This is a genomic window from Streptomyces sp. NPDC002573 (genome assembly GCF_042889625.1).
Lineage (GTDB): Bacteria > Actinomycetota > Actinomycetes > Streptomycetales > Streptomycetaceae > Streptomyces > Streptomyces gibsoniae.
The window spans coordinates 20,001-39,141 of the sequence record NZ_JBIARC010000069.1 but is presented as its reverse complement, the minus strand read 5'-3'; the positions used below and the strand labels follow the sequence as shown (position 1 = coordinate 39,141).

Genomic DNA, 19,141 nt, shown 5'->3' with positions numbered 1-19,141 from the left:
TTCCCCCGCCGCTACCTGCCCGAAGGCAGCATGGACAAGATCTATCCGGCTGAAGATCAACCCGGCACGGTTACACCACTACAGGGGACATGACCCGGTCCACTCGTCGTTCTGCTCGGCCAAGACAGCGCCGACCAGGCGGATCAGGGCGGAGCGGTCGGGGAGATCCCGACCACGTCGGTGTGACGCCGGATCTGCTTGTTCAGTGAGAGCTCGGTCCTGCGACGGCGTTCCAGGAGTCGGAGCGGGAAGTAACTGCCCTGCCGCAGCTTGAGGATGGCCAGTTCGACGGTGCCGGCCCGGGTGTCCACTCGCGCGGACAGTAGTCGTTGCGGTGGTTGACGCGTTCGTCGCTGACCTGCCCATGTTCGGCACCGCACATGGCGTCGGCCTCGGCGGACATCAGCGCGTCGGCGAACGTCTTGTCCGTCGCGCGAAGGCAGATCAGGACTCGCCGTGGCGAGGTGTCCTCGGCGAGGGCGTGCAGCGGCAGACTGTCGGGCGCGGTCATCGTGCTGATCTCCTTCGGGCTTCCACATCTCGAAGATCAGCCGGTGGCCGTTCGTATATGCGGTCCTCACCCCGACGCCGGAGCAAACCTCCGGATCAGGTCGAACCCGTACGCCACTTCCATGGACGCAACCGTGCGGGGGCGGCTTGCGTCGGGTCGAGACGGCTGTCGTGGGCCGCGTTATGCCGGGAGGATGAGGTGTCCCGATGGCGGTGGATGGATGGCTGAGGAACGGACTCGGCGTGAGCAAGTCCGGCTGGCAGTCGCTGACTTGATCGAGGCCGGGGCCAGTGACCGGGATGTGGCTCGGCGGTTCAAGGTGACGCGTATGCCGGCGAACCGCTGGCGGCGGGCGTTGGCTTCAGGCGGTCGGCAGGCCCTGGCCTTCAGGGGCCCCGGCGACGCCCGTAGCAAGCCCGACTCAGGGACAACTCCGTTTTCTGGAGAGAGTGTTGCACCACTGGAGCCCTCGCCCCCCAACGGCAAGGTTCTAAACGACTTCGGCCGCATGGCCGCCTCGCCCGCCGTCCTGCACAGCTACGTCGCGCTGAACTCCATGATCGAGGAGTACGGCACCCTAGACGCGCGCACCCGCGTGGCCATCGCTCTGGCGGTCGGCCACGAGGTGACTGTGACTACTGCCAGGCCGCCCACACCCCGACCAGCAAGCCGGATGGACCGATGCCGAACTGGACGATTCGGCCGAACTCCACGTCCACGTCGCCATGAAGCTCTACACCAGCCACTTCAGCGGGTGAGCCGAAACCGAACTCGACGTTCCCACTGCCTCGGCCGCCTGACCGGTGCACCCGGCGTACACGGGGGCAGCCCGCGACCGGCGGGCTGCCCCCGGCCGCAGCCGCATCGGCATCTTCTGTATCAACCGACCGCCCTGCCGGGAGGCATCCGTCAGAACTCCGTCAGAACCCGCCGTCAGGTCCTCGGTCAAGCCGCAAGCGCCGGCTCAGAGGCCATGTGTGACTCTCGGCACCCTGCGGTGGACGACCCCTGGGGTCCTTGCCATCGGCAAAATAGGAGCACATACTCGTATTGGCCCGATCGCTTCGACTTCGCATAGTGACAAAGGAGCTACAACATGACCGTGAAGGTTGCCGCAGTCCAGATAAGCCCGGTGCTCTACAGTCGCGCGGGCACCGTCGAGCGCGTCGTGAAGAAGATCCACGAGCTGGGGAAGCAGGGTGTGGAGTTCGCAGTCTTCCCGGAGACCCTGGTGCCCTACTACCCCTACTTCTCCTGGGTGAAGCCTCCCTACACCATGGACCGCGATCAGCTGCTCCTGCTGAAGGAGGCGGTCACTGTGCCGTCCCCCGAGACCGACGCGATCGGGGAAGCCGCACGGCAGAACCACATGGTCGTCTCGATCGGCGTCAACGAGCGTGACGGCGGCACCATCTACAACACACAGCTGCTGTTCGACGCGGACGGCACACTGATCCAGCGCCGCCGCAAGCTCACGCCGACTTACCACGAGAAGATGGTTTGGGGCCAGGGCGACGCCTCGGGCCTGCGCGCGGTGGACAGCGCCGTCGGTCGCATCGGCCAGCTCGCATGCTGGGAGCACTACCAGCCGCTGGCGCGCTACGCACTGATCGCCGACGGCGAGCAGATCCACGCCGCGATGTTCCCCGGCGGTCTCGGCGGCGAGAACTTCACCCGCCAGATGGAGGTCGCCATCCGCCAGCACGCGCTGGAATCGGCCTGCTTCGTGGTCAATGCCACGGCCTGGCTCGACGCCGACCAGAAGGCGAAGCTCGCAGAGGACACCGGCGGCCCCGTCGCTGCGTTCTCCCACGGCTATTTCACGACCATCATCGACCCCGAAGGCCGCATCATCGGCGAGCCGCTCACGTCCGGTGAGGGCGAAGTGATCGCCGACCTGGACTTCAGCATGATCGACCGCCGCAAGCGCATGATGGACTCCCGCGGCCACTACGCCCGCCCGGAGCTGCTCAGCCTGCAGATCGACCGCACGCCGACGGCCCCCCTCCATGAGCGGGGCACCATTGCTTCGGCCCAGGCTGCCCGGGTGGACGGCGAGGAGCGACTCACCAAGGCCCAGTGAGCTGTGCCCGACCTCTGCCGTCCGCAGGGGCCGGAGGGGCGGAGTGACGGAGCCTCTGGCGGGCGGTGAGTCGCCACGGCGGCTCGGCGCTGCGGGGACGGCGCTTCGGCACGCGGCCCGTCCGCGTTCCGCCGGGCCGCCGGTGACGGACGACGGGATCCCCGGCACCTTGGGAGCACCTCCGCGGGTTGGTGCCCGCTCGCCGCTCGGTCACGTACCGACCGGCTCCGGGACCGAGGGAGCGGAACCCTCGAAGCCCCCCGGCAACCGCGTCCGTGACCGGTCCCTCCCGTCACCACCCCACCCAAGCCACCCATGCCGCCTGGGCCGGAAGGCAACACCGCGCCCGACCTCCGGTTGCCCACATGGTTCATGCACCGTTCCCCCTGTCATACAGGTGGAACAGGATCAGGAGAGCACTATGAGCACGGACACGGCGGATGCCGCTTGGCGGCGGCGAGCGCTGGTTCCCGTGCTCGTCTACCTGATCGCGGTGATGGCGGTGATCAGCAGCCTCGGCTCGCCGCTGATCCCCACTATCGCCGCCGCCGACCACGTCCCGCTCTCCGAAGCCCAGTGGTCCCTGACCATCACCCTGCTCGTCGGTGCGGTCGCCACACCCACTATGGGGCGACTGGGCGACGGTCCGCTGCGGCGCCCGCTCATCCTGCTCGCCCTGTCGATCGTGCTGGTGGGCAGCGTGCTGGCGGCCCTCCCTTTCGGTTTCGGTCCGCTTGTCACAGGGCGGGCGCTCCAAGGCGTCGGGCTCGGCCTGAGTCCGCTGACCATCGCGACTGCGCAGGACAGCCTGCCGGCGGAGCGCTCCCGCTCCACGATCGCGCTGCTGTCGATCACCACCGTGGCCGGCGTCGGCTTGGGGTACCCGTCGACCGGTCTGATCACCGAAGGCTTCGGTTACCACGCCAGTTTCTGGTTCGGCGCATTGTTCAGCGGCGTGGCCCTCGTGTCGGCGGCGTTCGTGGTACCGCGCACTCGGCACCTGGCCTCGCGCCCCTTCGACGTGGTGGGCGCGGTCCTGATCGGCGCGGTCCTCGCCGGGCTCCTGCTCGTGCTGAGCGAGGGGGAGTCCTGGGGCTGGACGTCGCCGGCGCTGCTCGGCCTGTTCGTCGCGTCCCTGGCGTGTCTGGCGGTCTGGATCGTGTACGAGATGCGGATCGGTCAGCCGCTGGTGGACCTGCGCAAGCTTCGCAACCGCGTCGTGCTGACCGCCGACGCGATCGGGCTCGTCGCGGGCATCGGGATGTACCTGCTCCTGTCCCTGGTCACGCGGCTGGCCCAGTCACCCACGGGCGCGGACCACGGCTTCGGCGTGTCGGTCGTCGTCACCGGATTGATCCTGCTGCCCTTCTCGGCCGGCAGCCTGCTGGCCAGCAGGGCCATCCCGCTGGTGGCGGACCGCCTGTCCTGGCGTTTGACGCTGCCGCTGTCCTGCGTCGTCATCCTCGGATCGATGCTGCTGTTCTCGCTGAGCAGATCCGGCCTGTGGGAGCTGTTCCTCGTGATGGGCGTGGCGGGCCTGGGCGTGGGCTGCGTCTTCGCCCTGGTCCCCGGGTTGATCGTCAGCTCGGTGGCCGCCCGGGAGGTCGGGAGTGCCATGGGATTCAACCAGGTCCTGCGCTACGTCGGGTTCTCCACGGGAAGCGCGCTGAGCGCCACGGTGCTCGAATCGCACACCATGGCCGGGCACGTCCTGCCCGACCCCAGCGGCTACGGGGCCGCGGCCATGCTGGGAAGCGTGATCTGCGCGATCGCCGCAGTCGTCGCGGTCGTACTGCCGGGACGGCGCCGCTCCGAACCCGGTGTCCCTGCCACGGCCGAGGGCACGCCGGCCGCCCTCCAGGCCCAGCGCCAGGACCCTGAATCCCCGACGCCGGCTAAGGCTGACCAGGTATGCGGATGACCACGACCTCCCCTGCATCCCCTGCATCCCCTGCGCCCGGCATCGCCGAAGGCGAGCGATACACCCACCCAGCGCCCGGACGTGTCCGATCAGGGCGAGCGCCATCCGGACTCCGGCCCGGGAGCCGCGTTCACACCTACGTCCCCGCCGTCCGACCGGACCACCAACCGCCGGACCAGCCCGCGCGATCCCACTTCCGACCGCGCCGAATTGCTCCTGACCGACCCGTAGGCCGTGGGTGTCCGGGTCCGGTCCGCTGCCTTGACCGACCTCGTGCCAGTGGAAGCGAGCTGCTCCAAGGGGCCGTTCTTGCTGTCGTCGAATGGGCGCATGCTCGTGACGGGAGTTCGCGAGGTCGACCGGTGCACCGTCTCTTCGGTCGGGTGCCCAGCTCGACCGGTCATATTTCCGATCAAACATCCCACAGATCAAGGAGAATCTGCCATGAGCGATCTCGTCACCACGGCCATCGAGGCGCACGGTGGCCTGGACCGCTACAACCGGTTCAGCTCGGCGACCGTGCATCACCGGGTCGGGGGTTCGTTGTGGAGGCTGAAAGGTCGGGAGGGGATATTGAGTCATGCGGCTGTGCGGCTCGACCTGCACCAGCAGCATGCCAGCCACCATCCCTTCACGGCGCCCCACCTGCGGACGTCCTTCACTGCGCAGCGGGTGGCCGTGGAGACCGTCACCGGAGAGGTGACGGCCGAGCGGGCTGACCCTCGTGCGTCGTTCCCGAGCGACGTGCGCGCTCCTTGGGACGATCTGCACGTCGCCTACTTCGCGGGGGAGGCCATGTGGACATACCTGACGTCCCCGTTCACCTTCACCTCTCCCGGATTCGAGGCCGAGGAACTGTCCCCGGTCACGGAGGAAGGGGAGACCTGGAGGCGCCTGAAGGTCACCTTCCCGGAGCATATTGCGACGCATTGCCCTGAGCAGATCTTCTACTTCGACTCGAACGGACTGCTGCGCAGGCACGACTACACGCCCGAGGTCATCAACGCGGGGCCCGCCGCGCACTACCCCTCCGAGTACAAGGAGTTCGACGGGATCATGATCCCGACCCGGAGGCGCGTGTACCGGCAGGGAGAGGACGGAACGGTGAACCGGGACGTGGAACTCGTCACGATCGATGTCGAGAGTGTCTTGTTCATCTGACCAGGCTGCAGTTCCTGATCGTTTCAGGGTTCGTGCTGGTCGGCGACCAGAAGGGTGGCTGCACCGCCAGGAAGGTCACCGCGACGGCGATCGTTCGTCAGGACGGACCATCTTCAACGCCGTAACGGTCGAGAGCTGCTGACTCAGATAGGAGTGTATACTCCCATTGGGGAGTCGGGAGCTCGAACTGACTGTTCCGCCCGGTCGTCACCAGCGCCTGAGCTGGCTCTTTACGATGCGAGCAGACGCTCTTATTGTGGGTGGGAAGGCGTTGGAGGAGATGATGGTCACTACACCGGGGGACCCGGCCGATGCGTGCAACAACCTGGCTCTGCGCAAGGCAGCCCGGTATCTGAGCGCGACCTATGACAAGGCCTTGGCCTCGGTCGGTCTTCGTGCGACGCAGTTCAGCATCCTGCAGAAGCTCAGCGCGCATGGAGAAATGACGATCTCCACCCTTGCCGACATGATCGCCATGGACCGTACGACGATGGCGTCGAACCTCAAGCCGCTGGCGCGGGAGGGCCTGGTGACTGTCGAGCCGTCGACGGCCGACCGTCGCGCACGGATAGCTACGATCACGCCGGACGGGGTCCTGCGGATGAAGGCGGCGCTGCCGCTGTGGCGAGAGGTGCAAGCCCAGTTCGAAGAGCGTTTCGGAGCCGAAGAGGCAGCCCAGATGCGTGGGTCCCTCGAAGCCGTCCTCCAGACCGGCTTCACGCCCTGGGCCGAGTGAGGCGCGGCTTCTGCCGAAAGGCAGCCTCGACCGACGGACAGCACCGGATTCCTGTGCGTCGGACCGGCCTCCAGCGCTCGCCGCACCAGCCGCCTTCGTGGACAGCGTAGGGGCGCATCATGGTTCAGCTTCCGCGATGGGCACCTCTACCGAGACTGTCTTGCCCCGACCGTTCGGCGAGCTGTACCACGAGCCGGACAGAGCCTCCACGATGAGCAGACCGCGACCATGCTCGGCCTCTGCGTTCTCCTCTTCACCAAGCGCCAGGGGTGAGGGAACCGGCGGGTTGCTGTCGGAGTCCCGTACCTCGAGCCTGACATGGTCCGCGAACCCCCGCAGTCGGACATCGACGTCGCTGCCGGCGTGGATGAGTGCGTTGGTCACGATCTCGGAGGCGATGAGCTGAAGGGCGTCCGACATCTCTGCCAGTCCCCAGGCGCTCAGCCGGTCGTCCACGAAGCTGCGTGCTGCCTTGACCCCTTGCAGGTCGCGTTGCTGGATCTGCAGGCTCGCCGTCCGCAGTGTGCTCTCCCCGATGGCACGTTCATAGCGGGCCAGGAGCAGGACCGCGTCGTCGCGGCGCTGCTGGGGGTATGAGACATCGGCGATGAGGCGGTCGGCCAACCGCTCCAGGTCGGCCCCGGCCTCGCGGCTGCAAGAGCGGAGCAGCACCTGCGCGCCGTCTCCGGGGTCGGCTGTGTCCCAGTCGACCAGGCCGTTCGAGTAGAGCATCAGGAGGGAACCGGGCTCAAGGGTGTGCTCACGCCCGCGGTAGGCATCCGGCGTGGCGACGCTCAGCGGCACGTTGGCGGGGGCCTCCAGGCGCCAGATGCTGCCGTCGGGCCGTTGCACCAGCGGCTCGGGGTGGCCGGCCAAGGCCACCTCGACCGTGCCGTCGGCTGTGTCCAGAGCGACGACGCAGCAGGTCACGAACAAGTCGGTGCCCAGTTCGGCCAGCAGTCTGCCGGTGCGGTCGATCACCGCGGCGGGACGGTGGCCTTCGGTCGCGTAGGCAGCCACCGCGGTGCGCACCTGGCCCATGACGGCGGCGCTCCCCATGGCGTGGCCTTCCACATCGCCGACGACCAGCACCACCCGTTCGCCCGGCAGCCTGATCACGTCGTACCAGTCGCCGCCCACCTTGGACGTGACCGTGGCGGGCTGATACCGCGCTGTGGTGGTCAGCCTGGGCAGCTCGGAGAGCCTGGCGGGCAGCAGCCGCCTTTGCAGGTATTCGGCCGCTGCGTGCTGCTTCGTGTTCAGTTCGACGCGCTCCACCGCAGCACCCAGCGAACCAGCCATCATGCTCAGGGTGGCCCTTTCCTCGGGCGGGAAGCGGCGAGGCTCCTTGAACGACAGACAGCAGACGCCTACCACCCGCTTGCTCCCGGCGAATGGAAGCGGCTCGGTGATCGGGGCGCCTCCGAAGAGAGGGAGGTACGCCTCGGCGGCCTGTGACTCGACCTCGCTCCAGCCCAAGTCGGCTGCCGTCGACCGGCTGTCGGAGATGAACAGCGGGCGCCCGCGGATCGCCTCGGCCGCCGGTGTCCGGGCGTCCAGCCCGGCTCCATGGAGACTGCGGACCATGCCGGAGGAGGCCCCGCTGTGCCCGAGGACCCACAGACGGCCGTCGTTGGCCGAAGCCAGCACGAGGGCCTGAGCGCGGAAGGGGTACATGACGTAGTACCGGGCTGCCCCGACGATGGCCTCCATGGTCGTGGCCTGGTTCAGCAGGTCCTCGAGACGCCGCAACGGATACATCAGGCTGGTGCCCGCGGAGCCAGGGACGCCCGACACCCCCCAGCCCGGCGTGCAGATGCTCGGATGGCCCACGGGCACGAGCATCGGCGTGGGCCCGGCTGCGATCGCAGCGCCGTTTTCCGCGAGCTGGGCAAGGGCCGTGGCCAGTTCGTTGCCGATCTCCTGCAGGTCTGCCTGCTCTGTCGCCCGGAAGGTGCCGAAGGTCTCCAGGCGAAGGACGGTGAGGGCGCCGAAGCGCCGGTCCGCGTCGACGACAGGGACCGAAAGGGCAACGTACGGATAGGGCGGCACATGCTGCTGATCCGCTTCGGCCGGGTCGGGATCGACAAGAACAGCCGGTTGTCCCGAGGCCAGTGCACGCGCGGAGGCGTAGGGCGTATCCAGGCCCATCCGTCCGGGAAGTGTGAAGAAGGACGGCGGACTGCCGCCGATCATCGCGAGGTGGAGTTCGGCGTGGTCCTCGTCCAGCAGGTAGACCGCTGCCGTCACGGCAGTCAGCCGTTGGAGGGCCTCGCGGACGGCGCGGTGCACGACCGCCGCGAGGTCTGTGCCCTGGATCTGTCCAGACCCGCCTCCTCGGCGGTGTTCTCCGGCTGCGCTGCTGCTCGTCACAAGTACGATGCCTCCCGCGCGAGTATATAGAGATTTTTAAGGCTTCACCGTTCCAAAGCGGTATAAGGCCATACGGTGGTGAGCCCGCTTGGTGCGGTCATTTCTGCTCCCATTAACAGAGGTATGTCGGGCGCGCCGCCTGGCCGCGACACACTTCCAGCCGATATGAGGGTGGACTCGGGGACGCCCCGGGGGAAATCAGTTCGTCTCGGTCGGGCTGCCCCCGCGTGGTTCCAGCGGTGTTCGACCTTTGTGATGTGCCAGTAGCCCAAGGCGCCGGCCCACACGATCACGAAGAGGCCGACCATGAGAAGCCGGCGTTGTTCATCGATTCCAAGGGGTGTGGTGACCTCGGGGGACGGCCGCAGCAGCCGGGTGCCCTGCGGCCAACTGGTGCTCGTAGTCGCGGTCGAAGTAGTTCTTGTCGCCGATCAGCGTCTGTCCGGAGGGGCGGCGATCAGGCTCGGTTCGGCTGCGAGTAGGTCCAGCAGGGTCTCGCGTTCATCGGCCCTTGACCACGGTCAGGGCAATGGCGATCGGCAGGCCCTGCAGAGTGCAAACCAGGTGCGGAAGAGACGCCGCCGGTGAGAGCGGGCGTGGCGAAGCCACTTGGCCACGGAGGTGAAGCCCTGCACGGCCTGCATCACCGCGAGCGTGACCAGCTCGCCATCGGTCAGTTGCGGAGCTGTCCTGATGGCCGGACACCAGGGGGGCCAGAGGTGGTGATGCCTTCGGCAGGTCGTCGGTCTTCACATGGAGTGCGGTGGCGAGGGAGTCCGTCCGACTCGCACACCGACGTTGGGCTCCTTCCCCTTGTGTGCGCAGCCGATCCCTTGGAATCGATCACCAAGCCCTGATCGGCGGCGCCGTGCCGTGCGCACCCACGGGGGCGACGCTGCACCAGGCCGGTGCACAGCCCAACAGCGACGTCCTGGCGTGGGGTGCCGGTCGGGTGCGGTTCGCGGTGACGCTGTCCGGTGCGAAATCGGTTCGCGACCCGGTCCGTCAACTCCTGGCCCTGGACGTCACCGCAGGGTCTACGGGGCTTGCAGCGGGCCGGACTCGTCCCAGCCGGGGAGCAGCTCCTCCCGGTGGACGTCCTCGCCGTGGACCTGCTCGCCACAGGTCTCGCAGACAGTGTGGGTGACGAGGTCGTGGTCCCGGTGACGGATCCGGCTGGGCGGAGCGGTGACGACCCAGCGGTCGCCCCAGCCGACGAGCTCGCGGGTGATGGCCCCCAGGTCGCGCCCCGCCTCCGTCAGGTAGTAGCCGCTGTAGCGTCCGTCGTCCGGCAGCGGGCGCCGTTCCAGGACACCGCTGTCCACCAGCGCCTTCAGGCGCGCCGCCAGGCGGTCCGTGGGGGCGCCGGTGTTCCTGGCGATCTGTCGGAACCGGTGGTTGCCGAGCATGACCTCGCGGATCGCCGGCAGGGCCCATCGGTCGCCGACGATCTGCAGGGCGGCGGCGAGCGAGCAGGGGCGTCCGGGCATGTCCCGGGGGTCGATGCGCGTGGTCACGGTCCCAGTATGACTCCGACAAGGTTTGATTTCCAAATCACCCTGTGCTTGGCTTGCGCCATGCCTACGATGCTTGGGTTTTCAAAGCACCCTCGAACAGCCGCCGCAGTCGTCCTGGTGGCCGTCTTCATGACCAACCTGGATCTGCTGATCGTCAACGTCGCCCTTCCGGCCATAGGAGAGACCTTCTCCGGGGGCGGCCGGGGCGCGACCCTCGGTTCGCTGTCCTGGGTCCTCAACGCCTACGCGATCACCTTCGCCGCGCTGCTGGTGGTGGCCGGGCGTGCCGGTGACCGCATAGGCCAGCGGCCGGTCTTCCTCACCGGGATCGCCGTCTTCACCCTCGGGTCGCTGGGCTGTGCCCTGGCCCCGAACCTGGGGACCCTCGTCGTGGCCCGGGTGGTGCAGGCCGTCGGGGCGTCCGCCCAGATTCCGACCTCCCTGGCCCTGTTGCTGGCGACGGTGCCGGCCGAGCGCCGTACCCAGGCCACCCGGAGCTGGGCCGCGATGGGCGGACTCGGCGCGGCCGCCGGGCCTGTCGCCGGCGGCCTGCTGACAGAGGTGGACTGGAGGTGGGTCTTCGCCGTCAACCTGCCCATCGGCATCGCGGCGCTCGTCGCCGGCCGATCGGTCCTGCCGAAGCCGGCAGCCCGGGAGGCCGGACCGCTGCCCGACCTCCTCGGCGCCCTGCTGGCCGTGTTCTCGGTCACGGCACTGTCCGGGGCACTGGTGCAGGCACCCGACTGGGGCTGGACGAGCGGCAGGATCGTGCTGCTCCTGGCCGTCGCCGTGATCAGCGGCGCCGCGTTCGTCCTCAGGTCCCTGCGGCACCCCCACCCGCTGTTCGAGCTGGACCTGCTGCGGCTGCCGCGCTTCGGAGCGGCGAACGCGGGCAGCCTCGTGTTCGGCGTCGGCTTCGCGATCATGCTGCTGTCGAACGTGCTGTGGTGCCAGGAGGTCTGGCACTGGAGCGCGCTGCGCACCGGTCTCGCCCTGGCCCCCGGGCCCGCCCTCGTGCCGGTCGTCACTCTTCTGACCTCCCGCGCCGCGCAGCGCTTCGGGCACGGACCGCTGATCGCCACGGGCGGATTGCTGTTCGCGGGCGGCATGGCCTGGCTGGCGTGCTCCGCGTCCGTCACGCCGGGCTATGTACGTGAGCTGCTGCCCAGCCAACTGCTGACCGGTGCGGGTGCCGGTCTGGCGCTGGGCACTCTGGTGGCCGCTGGTGTGCACGCCGTGCCGGGGCACCGTGCGGCGACCGGGTCGGCGCTGGTCAACTCCGTCCGCCAGATCTCGATCTCGGTCGGCGTCGCCGTCCTGGTCGCGGTGGTCGGCTCCCACGTCGGTGCCGCCTCACGTCACGATTTCGGGATCGTCTGGTGCACAGCCGCCGTACTGGGCCTGATGACCTCGGCGTTCGGTGTGCACCTCAGCCGCGGCGGCGGCTCGGGCCGGACAGCCTCGACAGCGCCGAAGGAGCCCGAGGCGCATGCGCAGGCTCTGGCGGACCCGTCCTGACCGACCGCACCCAACAGGCTGGGAGAACTGATCCGGGCCGGCGCGGCCGGGCCGATCCGCGGCGACTCGCGGATCGGCCCGGTGCCGCTGCCGTCAATCCTGGAACGCGGCGAAGAGGAGGTTGAGCGCCTCGCCCATGGTGGGGTGACTTGGCGAGACAGGCCGCGCTTGTCGCCATCCAATGAGGCCGCCTTCACCGACTGCCCGTCGACGATCCCCGCTGTCGGCTCCGGATCACGGCCTGCGGCGACGGACCCTTGCCCGCGGCCGGTCGTGCAGCTCGGCGATCAGCCCCGCCTCACGCCACCTGCGGAGTGAAGGCGTAGACCCGTCCCCGAACCGGGAATCGGTGTCGGTCCGTCCGGTGTGAGTGGATCCCGTGTGGCCTGGGGGCTGTCGGCGGGCGGGGAGTTGGGTGTCACGGTGTGGTGCACTCCGTGACGCTCAGTAGCACGAGCGGGGGAGGGTGAAGGGTCGGGGTGGGGGTGGGTGATGGTTTTGGACAGCTGCTGGCCCTAGGCGCAAGTGGCTGTCCTAGTCGGATGCTTTGCCCTCGGGATCTTGCTGGGAGCGGCCCGCGACCAGCCTGTCCCGGTACACAACCTCGCCAGCCGCCGAATGCTCCGTGCCAAGTCCTCGGCGGCATGGCCCATGAATACCGCTACGCCGCATGACCAGCAGCGATGATTTTTCGAGCGACACAGGGCCGTTGGCGCTCGCGTACAGAAATGTCGGCCTTCGCCCAAGGGCCACCGGCAGACTGAGCTGAGTACCCCGTTCGAGACGAACTGGGCGCCTCGTGCCCGACGGGCATCGCCCCTGCTGCGGAAGTGGCGGGGGCATAGCCGAACCAGCCTGACTGCCGACCAACCGGCCGTGGCGTCGATCACCGTTCGCGTGGCGCCACGGTCGCGTGAGCTGCGACGTACGTGACCGGCGTTGCGTCCGCCAAGACCTGAGCGCGCCACGCGTGCGGCACCGGAGCGATCCCTGTCGAGTACGAAGCCCCAGGTTCGCCTCTCACGAGTCACTTGGTTTGCCCCCCGTTTCCCGCGGTGGTCTGCTGCCATGTGATCCATAGGCAGCGTCGGCAGCAGAGCTAGACGCCGGGTCGCGGCACCACCCTGGTGGACTAGAGCATGACATCCCTCGAAACCCTCCGACAGGCTTCCGTCGCCCCCGGGCGCGCTCGACCAGTGGGCCGACAACGCCGTGTGGGGTGCCAGTGCGTTCCGTGGCGGCCGGTGGCCGTCATGCGCGCCCATGGGGGCGATGTGACGATCGTCGGTAACCGGCAGCGGACCGCGTACGGGTCGGAGCCCGCCGAGGGTTCCAGCTCGGAGGCCGCTCGTACCGTGCCCCAATGACCTGAGCCGAGGTGGGAAGCCCAGTGCTCAGGCGGAGGATCGTCCTTGAGGCCGCTTTGGCAGGCGGAACGTCACTCTTTTCCGTTCCCGGTACGGCGATGCCGCGGGCTTCGCCGACGGAAGCAGAAATCCTTGATCCGGCGGGGATACGGAAGTACGCGGCCGAACTCGCGATACCGCCCGTCATGCCGTTGGACAGCCGGGTCGGCCGGGACATCTACACGATCGGCGTGCGGCAGTTCCGGCAGCAGGTGCTTCCCCCGGGCAGGCCGGCCACAACGGTGTTCGAATACGGCTCGACCGGACATCCGGAGACGTTCCACTGGCCCGCCTTCACCATCGAGGCTCGCTACGGACAGGCAGTCCAGGTCAGGTGGGTCAATCAGCTGGTCGACACGACCGGCGGATATCTGCCGCATCTGCTGCCGGTGGATCCCACCCTGCACTGGGCGAACCCACCGGGCGGGGCGAAGCGACGGGACTCCTGCCCCATGTTCACTTCGGCACCCGGGCCGTACGAGGGCCCGGTGCCCATCGTCACCCATCTGCACGGCGGGGCGAGCGGGGAGGAGAGCGACGGCTACTCCGAGGCGTGGTACCTGCCCGACACACAGGGCATTCCCCGCGGTTACGCCCGAGTCGGATCCTTCTGCGAAGAGTTCGCGGAGAAGTCCGAGGCGAAGTTCGGTGTGCCCTGGGGCCCGGGCGAGGCCGTCTCCCACTACGCCAACCACGACCGGGCCTCCACCCTGTGGTTCCATGACCACACCCTGGGCATCACCCGGCTGAACGTGTATGCGGGCATGGTGGGCTTCTATCTGCTGCGTGGCGGGCCGTCGGACCTTGCAGAAGGCGTCCTGCCCGGGCCCGCGCCGAGGCTCGGTGACCCGCCCGGCACGCGTTACCACGAGATCCCGGTCGTCATCCAGGACCGGTCGTTCCGCACCGACGGGAGCCTGTTCTACCCGGCGAGCCGGGCGCTGTCCGACGGGTTCAAGGGCCCTTATGTGCCCGACAGCGACATTCCGCCGATGTGGAAACCCGGAGTATCTCGGCAACGCGATGGTCACCAACGGCAGCACTTGGCCGGTGCTGCCCCTGGAGCCGCGCCGCTACCGGTTCCGGTTCCTCAACGGCTGCAACGCCCGCACCCTGATCCTGAAGGTCGTCAGCGACCCGGCGGCGCGCAGGCCGGTAGCGGCAAAGCTTGCCCTGTGGCAGGTCGGAAGCGATGGAGGCTTTCTGCCCGCACCCGTTCGGCGCGACCAACTACTTCTTGCGCCGGCCGAACGCGCCGACGTCATCATCGGCTTCACCACGATCCCGGTCGGCACGGAGCTGTACCTGATCAACGAAGGGCATGACGCCACGTTCGCGGGAGGCACGGTCGGGACCGACTTCGCCGCGGCGAACCCGAAGACCACCGGGCAGGTCATGACGTTCGTGACCGAACCGCTCGCAGCGGCGGACACCTCGACGCCTCCCGCACAGCTGAAGTTGCCGCCTTTCGAGCCACTGGGCCCCGCCGATCGCACCGATCGCACCCGGCGGGTCAGTCTCGGCGAGGTGGCCTCGACGCGTGTGCCGGGCGTGAGCCCTCGCGAGGCGCTGCTCGGCGTCATCGGTCCGAACGGCAAACCGCGACTACTGGGATGGGCCGATCCCATCACGGAGAACCCCGCCGTGGGATCAACGGAGATCTGGGAGATTCACAACCTGACGATGGATGCCCACCCCATCCACATCCACGAAGTCCAGTTCCAGGTCGTCGATCGGCAAACGCTCCCGGCCGGCAGCCGTCGTCCCCCGGAGGCGTGGGAGCGCGGTTTCAAGGACACGGTGCTCGCCTATCCGCAGGAGACAACCCGAGTCAAGACGCACTTCGGCCAGGCCGGCCGGTACATGTGGCACTGCCACATCCTGGAACACGAGGACAACGAAATGATGCGTCCCCTCCGCGTCGGCCCAGCCTGACACTCGACCAGAAGACCCCGTCGCGGTGGACTCGCGGAGCGTTCGGCGCCGGAGCGAGGCCCGTCCGTCTGCCCGGCGCCGCCTGGCACGCACGCTCGACACCGCCAAGCCCGCTCTCCAGGCGGACGACGGGAGCCCACCGAATCAACCCGCGGCAGTGGCAGCAACTCGAGCCCGGCCGCTCCGAAGCGTGCGGAACCCCGGCGCCCGCGCGGTGACGGCCGTCGGCTTCCGGGTCGTCCTCAGCCCTTACGAGGAGGCTGTCGACAGCCTCTACCACCACAACTACGAGGCCGGCGACGGCGCTCTCCGCGCGGATCGCGAGGGTCGGGCACCTCGGCCAGTCGCTCCAGAAGGCCCGGGATCCCCTCGGGCACGGACCCGGAATGCTCGCGGATCTGGCCGAAGGCAGGCGGGATCGGCGATGATGCTTCGGCAGTCACGGTCGTCCACTCGGATTACGGGGCGTCGCGAACTCCATGATCTTGGAAGCCCGTGCCCAAGACGTTCCCCAAACCGGCGGCAAGCGGCTACGGCGAAGCCCTGGCTGCGGCGGGGGTTTGCGGTGGGGAGGTCACGTTCGCAGATCGCGGTCGTAGACCAGGACGGAGCGGTGCAGGTCAAGCCGGAAGCTGCCCAACGGGATCGGGACGGCGATGCGCTTGTCGGGGCGGAGGTTGGATCGCGCGCCTCTGAGTCCTTCCTCCAGGGCCCGGTGCTCCTGGGGCAGCTGTTGGACGCGTCGCTTGAGGCTGATGTTCTCGGTGGTGCGGGGTTGGACGGATTCGCCGTGTCAGCGGTCATGCATTGCGGCTCTGTCGGGATCTTGTGACGTCACTTGATCCGTTGCGGTGTTCGAGCCGATCGAGCGTACGGCTGGAACCGTCACGTTCTGCGCCCTGGTCGTCGATGGGGATGCGAAGTTGGTCGGCCACGGTGGTGAGGGCGGTTCCCAGCGGGAGCGCGACCCGGGTGTGGGCGTGCCGGTCGCCTCGGGTCGGATCCTGGTTGACGATCAGCACCTGCTTTTCGGCCTGGGCTGCTTGGCGAACGAACCGGAGCCCGGACATCACTGTCAGTGAGGAGCCCAGGACCAGCAGCGAGGTTGCTTCACGGACCAGTTTGCGGCAGTGCTCGACTCGCTGCGGCGGAACGCTTTCGCCGAAGAACACCACGTCCGGTTTGAGGATGCCGCTGCAGATGGTGCAGGGCAGCACGCGGAAGTCAGCGGCCTGTTCGTCGGTGATGTCGGCGTCACCGTCCGGGTTGATTCCTGCGGCCACCGGCTCGAAGCCTGGGTTGGCTTCCTCCAGTCGCCGGGCGAGTTCGCGGCGCGGGCTGAAGGTGCCGCAGGAGAGGCAGACGACGCGGTCCAGGCTGCCGTGGAGTTCCACGGTGCCCTGGCTGCCGGCGGCCTGGTGCAGGCCGTCGACGTTCTGGGTGATCACACCCGAGAGCAGGCCGTGCCGTTCGAACGCGGCCACGGCCCGGTGTCCGGCGTTGGGGCGGGCGCGGCCGAAGGTGCGCCAGCCGAGGTGGCTGCGCGCCCAGTACCTGCGCCGGGCCTGGGCGCCGGCGGTGAAGTCCTGGTAGGTCATCGGGGTGTGCCGGCTCAGGCTCCCGCCCTTGCCCCGGTAGTCGGGGATGCCCGACTCCGTGGAGATGCCCGCCCCGCTGAGTACCAGCACACCGCCGGTGCTCAGTGCCTCGGCGACCGGCTCGAGATTCGTGGTGCCCGGCGGCACATCCTCGGTAGGGGTCCAGCTCAGAGTGGGGCGCATGCGCATGTCGCCAGGATACGAAACAGACTGCATCCAGCCCTTCGCACAGATCTTTGGAACGTCACGCAATTCCTCGGCGGCAGCTTCGGCGTCCCCGCTCACACGTACATGACCGTCGGCAGATCAGCAGGATGACCTCTACCACGGCCGTGAGGGCCTGCGGGCCTGAGTGCGTGTGACCAGTTACCTTCGCCGGGACCGGTAAATGGAGGAGCCGTTCGCCCACCTGCTGACCGTGGCGCGTTCGGCGCCCAATGCGCTGGTCCAGCAGTTGGACCGTCTGCTGGCCTGCAGCAGGTCGGCAGACGGACGACGACACCGAATGGTCGGGATCGGCGTGGCGTGGCCGCCACCCGGGTCAGCGGCCCGGTCCTGGCAGAACACGCTCGAGCGCCTCCCAGCTGGTGTCCCGGGCCCTGTCCACCGCATCGGCCTTCCCACCTCCCCGCAGGCCGAACAGACGTTTGGCGAAGAGCAGGTAGGCGCTGATGGCGGCGTTGATGACCAGGGTGAGGACCTTGGTCGCCGTGACTCGCCCTCCGGCCAGCTCATAGATTTCCGGCACGAGCAACACCGTGGTGGCCACGAACGTCAGGTACTCCGCCCAGCGCTTGGTCAGCCACAGCCCGACGGCCTCCACGCCTTCGAGTACCGCGTATCCGGCGAGTACGAGGCCGATCACCCACAGGGTCGTCGAACGAGCGGCGAAGGCCTTGTTCAACTCGCCCAGAAATCCTCGCCCGGCATGGCCGCTCGGCCCACCGACGCCGTTCTGCAACAAGTCCATCACCCGGTAGAACGAACTCCTGAGCCTGGCGCGCTCGGATGCGAAGCCCAGCACAGCGACCGCCAGTACGCCGAGCACCAGAAAATGCAGCAGGCGGTCGAAGGCGATCAGCCTCAGAACATAACGGTCCCGCAGAGACTTGCCACGCAGCGGAAGGTCGATCTCGTCGCGCCCGGGCGGGAACTCCTGCTCCGGATGCGCGGGTGGGCGCGCCGGCAGCCAGGCGTCGCAGCGCAGACATCGGTGCCAGCGCAGTCCGTCTCCTGGCTCTCGCACGAACACGGCGTCCCCGCTCCGTACCCGGGCCGCGTTCGTTCCTTCGAGGCGGTGGCCGCGCCTGCCACACTCGATAAGTTCGTACCACCACAACTGGCGCTGCTTCGGCCCGGTGCCAGGAGGTGGTTCCCATCCGGTGTGCTCCGTCATGGCCGCATTCTCTTGCCCGCGCCGATCCTTACGCGGTCCATTCGACCGCGAGTCCTGCGGCGGCTGTGTGCCTGCCGCCCGCCTGTCGTACAGCTCCCCGCGCACCTCGATATGGCCGGATGGGGGCGGTCCGGAGACCAGCGACCACGTCAGCGCCGTCACCATGGGCCCAAGCCGCGCAGAGGAGTCGCATGCGACAGGTGTCCAGACGGTGAAGGGTTTTCAGGGGGCGGCCGGGGTCAGGCCGCTGCGTGGTGCCGTTGGAGCGTTCTGCGCGAGCCGCCTGTCAGTCCAGGCTGCTGAGCAGGATCCGTGCCTGGTGCCTGGCGGTGGCCACCGCCGGCTCGTCGAGCCCGCACAGTCGCAGGCACGACGATGCGATGGCATCCGTGTCGGTTGCTTCCGGTTCGCGGGTACGCCGTATCTGGATGACGACTTCCACCAGCTGGATCAGCAGTTCACCGAGCCGCTCGGCGGGCATGCCGCGGGCGATGTCCTCGGTCGCCGCCAAGGCGCCGAGGGCGCCGTAACTCGCCTGCAGCCGGCCCCGCTCGGCCCGGAAGGCGTCGAATCGCTCCGCCCGCAGTTCCGGCAGCAGATAGAGCGTGCCGATGTTGTACGGAGTGCGGGAGAGGGTGCGTACGTCCATGGCGGCCACGGCGTAGAGCGCGGAGGCCGGATTCGCCCGCTCGGGCACCAGCGCCCGGATCCGGTCCACCGTCTGCAGACTGGGTCGCACGGACGTGGCCAGCAGCTCGGCGAGAATCGCCTCTTTGGTGGCGAAGTGGTAGTAGAGAGACGCCTGCCTGATGCCGACCCGGTCCGCGATCATGCGAGTGCTGGTGCTTGTGATCCCATATTCGACGAAGAGCGCCCCCGCGGCGTCGAGGATCTGTTCCCGGGCGGAGGTGCCAGGGGCGGGCGGCGGCGTGTGCCGGGGCCTGCCCTGACGGGGACGCGTCGTCGTCATGGGCCCATCCTGCCAC

Annotated in this window: 11 protein-coding genes and 2 pseudogenes; 6 read left to right on the top strand and 7 right to left on the bottom strand. The window is 68.5% G+C overall.

What is annotated here, in order from left to right:
• Window positions 1-99: 99 nt before the first annotated feature.
• A pseudogene (locus ACFYX0_RS38400) lies at window positions 100-206 on the bottom strand (transposase); the annotation flags it as partial.
• Window positions 192-464 (bottom strand): annotated as a pseudogene (locus tag ACFYX0_RS38395) (transposase); the annotation flags it as partial. The pseudogenes ACFYX0_RS38395 and ACFYX0_RS38400, both read right to left, overlap by 15 nt.
• Window positions 465-1,607: 1,143 nt before the next feature.
• Here ACFYX0_RS38395 and ACFYX0_RS38390 point away from each other — a divergent pair.
• The 4 genes from ACFYX0_RS38390 to ACFYX0_RS38375 all read left to right on the top strand — a co-directional run bounded on the left by ACFYX0_RS38390 (window position 1,608) and on the right by ACFYX0_RS38375 (window position 6,412).
• Entirely contained in the window at window positions 1,608-2,594 is a 987-nt protein-coding gene (locus ACFYX0_RS38390) for a nitrilase-related carbon-nitrogen hydrolase (RefSeq protein WP_355917346.1), read from the top strand.
• Between the two features lie 421 nt (window positions 2,595-3,015).
• Entirely contained in the window at window positions 3,016-4,515 is a 1,500-nt protein-coding gene (locus tag ACFYX0_RS38385) for an MFS transporter (RefSeq protein ID WP_388978057.1), read from the top strand.
• Window positions 4,516-4,959: 444 nt separating this feature from the next.
• Window positions 4,960-5,676 carry a hypothetical protein gene (locus tag ACFYX0_RS38380; RefSeq protein WP_355917351.1) on the top strand — a complete coding sequence of 239 codons (717 nt, stop codon included), beginning with the start codon at window positions 4,960-4,962 and terminating at the stop codon, window positions 5,674-5,676.
• A gap of 280 nt (window positions 5,677-5,956) precedes the next feature.
• Window positions 5,957-6,412 (top strand): MarR family winged helix-turn-helix transcriptional regulator, encoded by a 456-nt coding sequence (locus ACFYX0_RS38375; RefSeq protein WP_388978066.1) that lies wholly within the window; start codon window positions 5,957-5,959, stop codon window positions 6,410-6,412.
• A 117-nt stretch (window positions 6,413-6,529) separates the two neighbouring features.
• Here ACFYX0_RS38375 and ACFYX0_RS38370 read toward each other — a convergent pair whose 3' ends face one another.
• The gene (locus ACFYX0_RS38370) at window positions 6,530-8,785 is read right to left on the bottom strand and encodes a SpoIIE family protein phosphatase (RefSeq protein ID WP_388978054.1); all 2,256 of its coding nucleotides are present in this window, start codon (window positions 8,783-8,785) and stop codon (window positions 6,530-6,532) included.
• 1,037 nt (window positions 8,786-9,822) lie between these two features.
• Window positions 9,823-10,302, bottom strand: a complete 480-nt coding sequence (locus tag ACFYX0_RS38365) for a winged helix-turn-helix transcriptional regulator (RefSeq protein ID WP_388978051.1) — start codon at window positions 10,300-10,302, stop codon at window positions 9,823-9,825.
• 9 nt (window positions 10,303-10,311) lie between these two features.
• Here ACFYX0_RS38365 and ACFYX0_RS38360 point away from each other — a divergent pair, with 9 nt between their 5' ends.
• Window positions 10,312-11,820, top strand: coding sequence for an MFS transporter (locus tag ACFYX0_RS38360; protein ID WP_388978050.1), 1,509 nt, complete (start codon window positions 10,312-10,314; stop codon window positions 11,818-11,820).
• Between the two features lie 2,429 nt (window positions 11,821-14,249).
• A complete protein-coding gene (locus ACFYX0_RS38355) occupies window positions 14,250-15,161 on the top strand; it encodes a multicopper oxidase domain-containing protein (RefSeq protein WP_388978047.1) in 912 nt (303 codons plus the stop codon).
• Window positions 15,162-15,961: 800 nt separating this feature from the next.
• Here ACFYX0_RS38355 and ACFYX0_RS38350 read toward each other — a convergent pair.
• The 3 genes from ACFYX0_RS38350 to ACFYX0_RS38340 all read right to left on the bottom strand — a co-directional run bounded on the left by ACFYX0_RS38350 (window position 15,962) and on the right by ACFYX0_RS38340 (window position 19,125).
• Window positions 15,962-16,948, bottom strand: coding sequence for an NAD-dependent protein deacetylase (locus ACFYX0_RS38350; protein ID WP_388978044.1), 987 nt, complete (start codon window positions 16,946-16,948; stop codon window positions 15,962-15,964).
• Window positions 16,949-17,300: 352 nt separating this feature from the next.
• On the bottom strand, window positions 17,301-18,320 hold the full coding sequence (locus tag ACFYX0_RS38345) for a DUF2127 domain-containing protein (RefSeq protein ID WP_388978043.1): 1,020 nt from the start codon (window positions 18,318-18,320) through the stop codon (window positions 17,301-17,303).
• Between the two features lie 121 nt (window positions 18,321-18,441).
• Window positions 18,442-19,125: a helix-turn-helix domain-containing protein gene (locus tag ACFYX0_RS38340; protein WP_355917375.1), complete on the bottom strand. Its 684-nt coding sequence runs from the start codon at window positions 19,123-19,125 to the stop codon at window positions 18,442-18,444.
• Window positions 19,126-19,141: the final 16 nt, after the last annotated feature.

Bases quoted from the DNA above. Each gene is read 5' to 3' on its own strand.
- ACFYX0_RS38360 (WP_388978050.1), top strand. From the start codon at position 10,312: ATGACTCCGACAAGGTTTGATTTCCAAATCACCCTGTGCTTGGCTTGC.
- ACFYX0_RS38380 (WP_355917351.1), top strand. From the start codon at position 4,960: ATGAGCGATCTCGTCACCACGGCCATCGAGGCGCACGGTGGCCTGGAC.
- ACFYX0_RS38385 (WP_388978057.1), top strand. From the start codon at position 3,016: ATGAGCACGGACACGGCGGATGCCGCTTGGCGGCGGCGAGCGCTGGTT.
- ACFYX0_RS38375 (WP_388978066.1), top strand. From the start codon at position 5,957: ATGATGGTCACTACACCGGGGGACCCGGCCGATGCGTGCAACAACCTG.
- ACFYX0_RS38345 (WP_388978043.1), bottom strand. From the start codon at position 18,320: ATGGTGACGGCGCTGACGTGGTCGCTGGTCTCCGGACCGCCCCCATCC.
- ACFYX0_RS38355 (WP_388978047.1), top strand. From the start codon at position 14,250: ATGGTCACCAACGGCAGCACTTGGCCGGTGCTGCCCCTGGAGCCGCGC.
- ACFYX0_RS38350 (WP_388978044.1), bottom strand. From the start codon at position 16,948: ATGCGCATGCGCCCCACTCTGAGCTGGACCCCTACCGAGGATGTGCCG.
- ACFYX0_RS38340 (WP_355917375.1), bottom strand. From the start codon at position 19,125: ATGACGACGACGCGTCCCCGTCAGGGCAGGCCCCGGCACACGCCGCCG.
- ACFYX0_RS38390 (WP_355917346.1), top strand. From the start codon at position 1,608: ATGACCGTGAAGGTTGCCGCAGTCCAGATAAGCCCGGTGCTCTACAGT.